Consider the following 4381-nt stretch of genomic DNA (forward strand, 5'->3'; position numbering starts at 1 on the left):
CGTATTCCGCTGAGGCGACCCATCTCCGACCTCGGCAGCAGAAGCAATCTCTCCAAGAGCCTCTATAGGCAGGGATCGGACGAGGTCATCGCGCCGCATGGGACCACGTCGTCGGCAACCAGCGCGCCCGAAATCCGGGGCGTTGACGACGCCAGCCGGGTCACGACCTCCGCCTCACAGCTGAAGCCTGCTTTCCGCGAGGACGTGACTGCCCACCGGGACACCAGCAGCCTCTTGGGCCTAGGGCGAGACGTCGACGCGAATCAGGGATCCGCCGCGTCGAACGCGGCGCAAGCGTCCGTGCAGGTACACCGGACGGCCTTTCCAGGCCTAGCAGATCGCGCCGCTCTAGCGCCCGCGGTGCACGAGGATGGCGCGCGCTGAGTCGCGCAGCGTTGATGCGCTACCCATCGTTCGCCCGCCGCTCTCGGTACGCCGCTACGTGTTGGCGGTTTCCGCAGTTGCCGGTGTCGCAGAACATGCGGGACCGGTTGCGGGACAAGTCGATCAGAACAGCTTCGCAATCCGGCGCCGCACACGTCTTGAGCCTGCGCAGTTCTCCCGCCCGGATCAGGTCCGCCAGGGCCATGGCCATCTCGGCGCCCATGCGCTGCCATAGCGGGTCGTGGATCGACGCGAGATGCAGGTGCCACTCCGGCATCTCGGCGTGCCGGGTCAACCATGGCGAGGCGCGGGTATCGCTGAGCAATGCGTTCACCTGACCGACGACGCGTTCCTCGTCGTCGGAATGCGACCAGACATTGCCGATCCGGGTACGCAATCGGTGCACGGAGTCGAGTTCGGCGGCGTCCCGGTCCCGCCGCCCCGTCCAGCCGAAACTGGCCAGGTACTCATCCAGCGGCGCCATGTCACCGAGCTGCTCGCCGTCGACCCGGTCGGTGTTTATCAGGACACACGCGGCGCGGAGTGTGAGCTCTGTGTCATGACTGAAATTCATTTGACTCCTGACTCTATCCAGCCGTAGCGTCATGAGCAACGTTGACTTTACTCATTACAGCTAAGAGGTGCCAGGTGACTGCGACGACGGACGCGCGGCCCGCTGCCGACCATTTTCGGCTCGGCTTGGTCTTCGCGCTCGGCTCGGCGCTCGCCTTCGGCATGTCCGGCCCCCTCGGCAAGTCCCTGATGGAATCCGGCTGGAGTCCCACCGCGGCCGTCACCGCACGCCTGGCGGGAGGCGCAGTCGCGATGGCCGTGTTCGCCACGCTGGCCAGGCGCGGCTGGGTCCGCGAGGCGCTGAAGCACTGGAAGACGGTCGTCGCCTACGGCATCGTCCCGATCGCCGGCGCGCAGCTCTGCTACTACAACGCCGTCGCGCACCTGTCCGTCGGCGTCGCGCTCCTGCTCGAATACACCTCCCCCGTCCTCGTCGTCGGGTGGCTCTGGGCCACTACCCGGCGCCGTCCGAGCAACCTGACGATGGCGGGCGTCGCGCTGGCGGTCGCTGGAATCATGCTGGTGCTAAACGTGTTCTCCGGCGCTCACATCAACCTGGTCGGCGTCGGATGGGGACTGGCCGCGGCCATCTGCGCGGCGTGCTACTTCATGATGTCCGACGCGGTAAGTGCAGATGGCGGCAAAGAGGGAAGCCTGAACTCCATCACCCTCGCCGCCGGTGGACTGATCGTCGGCGCCGTTGCAGTCGCGCTGCTCGGCGTATCCGGCCTCATGCCGATGACCTTCAACGCCAACGACACCGTCATCGCGGGGATGACGACGTCGTGGGTGGTGCCGGTCATCGCGCTGGCCCTCATCCCCACCGCGATCGCCTACACGCTCGGCATCATGGGCATCTCGCGGCTGCGTCCGCGGTTCGCGTCGCTGGTGGGCCTTGCCGAAGTGATGTTCGCCGTGCTGGCCGCGTGGGCCCTGCTCGGCGAGGCGCTGACCCCAGTTCAGGCCGTCGGCGCGGTGGTGGTGCTCGGCGGGTTGGTGCTGGCGCGCCAGGGCGACCGCACCGACAAGGTCGCGGAGGCCTCCTGGCCCGAGATGCCCCTCGACGGAACGGCCTCCGAGCGAACGGTTCGCGACAGCTAACCCAGATATGTGAAGATGTCGGGCGTGACCTTGCTCAGGATGTCGACCCGTCTGGCGGCAATCGCGTCGGCTCTCGTCTGTGCTGCCGCCACGTTCATCTCGGCACCGGCCGCCTCTGCGGACCCGTGCAACGACATCGAGGTCGTCTTTGCGCGAGGCACTAGCGAACCCGCGGGCATCGGTCGAGTTGGACAGGCTCTCGTCGATGCACTCACTCCGCTCGTCGGCGGCCAAACCATCGGTTCGTACGGCGTCAACTATCCCGCCACGTACGACTTCCTGACCGCCGCCGACGGCGCCAACGATGCGACCAACTTCATCAGCTCGACGGTGGCGCAGTGTCCGAACACGAAGTTCGTCCTGGGTGGCTACTCGCAGGGCGCGGCGGTCGTCGACATGCTGGCCGGCATCCCGCCGCTCGGCAACAAGATCGGCGAGGTCGGATCGGCGCCGCCTCTGCCTTCCAACCTCGACGCCAACGTTGCCGCGGTCGCGGTGTTCGGCAACCCGTCGACGAAGTTCTCGATCCCCATCACCAACTCGGTCTTCGGCGGGCGGGCCATCGACCTCTGCGCCGACGGCGATCCCATCTGCTCCCGAGGTCGTAACCCCTTCGCTCACACCCACTACGAGTCGTCGGACTTCATCTCTCAAGCCGCGAATTTCGTCGCAGGACTTGTTTAGCTTGTTTACGCGTTACCATTTGGCGTGACTTTTGATCTTGTCAAGCGTTCGACACTCGCCGTTCTGATGGCCTGCGCAGCCGTAATCGCTCCGACCGTCGCGACCGCCCCGACTGCAAGCTTCGGCATCGCCACGGCATCCGCCGACGGTTGCCCCGACATCGAAGTCGTCTTCGCCCGCGGCACGAACGAGGCGCCCGGTCTCGGGCTGCCCGGTGGCGCGTTCGTGGACTCGTTGCGCTCCAAGGTCGGTGGCCGGTCGGTGGGAACGTATGCCGTCAACTACCCGGCCACCTACGACTTCCTCGCGGCGGCCAACGGCGCCAACGACGCCAGTGCCCACATCCAGTACATGATGGGCGCCTGCCCCAACACCCGACTGGTACTGGGCGGGTACTCGCAAGGTGCCGCGGTGATCGACGTCGTCGCCGCGGTGCCGTTCCCCGCCGTCGGGTTCAACAATCCCCTGCCGCCCAACACGCCTGACTTCGTCGCGGCCCTGGTCGCCTTCGGCAATCCCTCGGCCAAGCTGGGACTGCCGCTGACCTCGAGTCCCGTCTGGGGCGGTCGGTCCATCGATCTGTGCAACGGCGGCGATCCCATCTGCCAGACCAACGGCGAGGACGTCGCCGCACACCGCGCCTACGCCGGCGGCCCGACGAACGACGCGGCGAACTTCGTTGCCGGTTTGCTGTAACCCGGTCATCTCACTGGGCCGTCGAGTACTTCGGCGCGTTCGGATAACATCCGTTCGGTGAGCCCTCAGCAGATTCGCAGGTTCGTCGTCTCCGCGTTCGCCGTCGCCCTGACCGCCGGTGCCCTGTTGGTGGCGCCCGCCGTCGCGCCGCACGGCGCACCGACTGCGTCGGCGGCGTGCCCCGGGGTCGAGGTGATATTCGCCCGTGGCCGCCTGGAACCCGCAGGAGCTGGCCAGGTGGGTAACGCATTCGTCAGCGCGCTTCGCAAGAAGACGAGCAAGAACGTCAACCTCTACGCGGTCCGCTATCCCGCGGACAACCAGATCGACGTCGGCGCCAACGACATGAGCGCTCGGGTTCAGAGCACGATGGCGAGCTGTCCCGACACCCGAATCGTGCTCGGCGGGTACTCCCTGGGGGCCGCAGTGACCGACGTCACGCTCGCCGTGCCCTTCTCGTTCTTCGGCTTCGACAACCCGTTGCCGCCCGAGGCCGACCCACACATCGCCGCCGTCGCACTGTTCGGCAACGGCAGCGCCTGGGCGGGCCCCATCGGGGCGTTCAGTCCGGGCTACCGCGAGCGGACCATCGAGATGTGCCATGCGGCGGACCCGGTCTGCAATCCGGCCGACCCGAACACGTGGGAGAGCAACTGGACCGACCATGCCGCCTCCGCCTACATCCAGGCGGGCATGGTCAACGAGGCCGCGGACTTCGCCGCGGGCCGCCTCTAGCGGCCCAACTCGTCGGCCGACCGGACGTCGCGGGTCACCTTGATGCGCGCCGCCAGCTCGGCATCGGGAGGGTAGTCAACCCCGACCAGGGTCAGTCCACGGGCGGGCGCGGTGGAGAAGTCGCTGGAACGTCGCATCGACGTCAACAACTCTGCGCACCAGCGCGGGTCGCGACGGCCCTCCCCAACCGCCAGCACGGCGCCCACCA

At 67.3% G+C, this 4381-nt stretch carries 5 protein-coding genes and 1 pseudogene; 4 read left to right on the forward strand and 2 right to left on the reverse strand.

Annotation, left to right across the window (positions count from 1 at the left end; translation table 11 throughout):
- Nucleotides 1–403: 403 nt before the first annotated feature.
- A complete protein-coding gene (locus tag ACRDUX_RS03835; RefSeq protein WP_526411183.1) occupies nt 404–958 on the reverse strand; it encodes a CGNR zinc finger domain-containing protein in 555 nt (184 codons plus the stop codon).
- Between the two features lie 74 nt (nt 959–1032).
- Here ACRDUX_RS03835 and ACRDUX_RS03840 point away from each other — a divergent pair, with 74 nt between their 5' ends.
- The 4 genes from ACRDUX_RS03840 (at nt 1033) to ACRDUX_RS03855 (ending at nt 4173) form a co-directional block, all read left to right on the forward strand.
- Nucleotides 1033–2058, forward strand: coding sequence for an EamA family transporter (locus ACRDUX_RS03840; RefSeq protein WP_526411185.1), 1026 nt, complete (start codon nt 1033–1035; stop codon nt 2056–2058).
- Nucleotides 2059–2073: 15 nt separating this feature from the next.
- Complete coding sequence (locus tag ACRDUX_RS03845; protein WP_526411187.1) at nt 2074–2742, forward strand: cutinase family protein; 669 nt, start codon at nt 2074–2076, stop codon at nt 2740–2742.
- Nucleotides 2743–2808: 66 nt separating this feature from the next.
- Nucleotides 2809–3438: a cutinase family protein gene (locus tag ACRDUX_RS03850; protein ID WP_526411191.1), complete on the forward strand. Its 630-nt coding sequence runs from the start codon at nt 2809–2811 to the stop codon at nt 3436–3438.
- A gap of 57 nt (nt 3439–3495) precedes the next feature.
- The gene (locus ACRDUX_RS03855) at nt 3496–4173 is read left to right on the forward strand and encodes a cutinase family protein (RefSeq protein ID WP_526411189.1); all 678 of its coding nucleotides are present in this window, start codon (nt 3496–3498) and stop codon (nt 4171–4173) included.
- On the opposite strand, the pseudogene ACRDUX_RS03860 reads toward ACRDUX_RS03855, so the two are convergent.
- Nucleotides 4170–4381: pseudogene (locus tag ACRDUX_RS03860) on the reverse strand (tRNA pseudouridine(38-40) synthase TruA); the annotation flags it as partial. The gene ACRDUX_RS03855 and the pseudogene ACRDUX_RS03860 sit on opposite strands and share 4 nt — an antisense overlap.

Source organism: Mycobacterium sp. (assembly GCF_050701675.1).
GTDB lineage: Bacteria > Actinomycetota > Actinomycetes > Mycobacteriales > Mycobacteriaceae > Mycobacterium.

Bases quoted from the DNA above. Each gene is read 5' to 3' on its own strand.
- ACRDUX_RS03835 (WP_526411183.1), bottom strand. From the start codon at position 958: ATGAATTTCAGTCATGACACAGAGCTCACACTCCGCGCCGCGTGTGTC.
- ACRDUX_RS03845 (WP_526411187.1), top strand. From the start codon at position 2,074: ATGTCGGGCGTGACCTTGCTCAGGATGTCGACCCGTCTGGCGGCAATC.
- ACRDUX_RS03850 (WP_526411191.1), top strand. From the start codon at position 2,809: ATGGCCTGCGCAGCCGTAATCGCTCCGACCGTCGCGACCGCCCCGACT.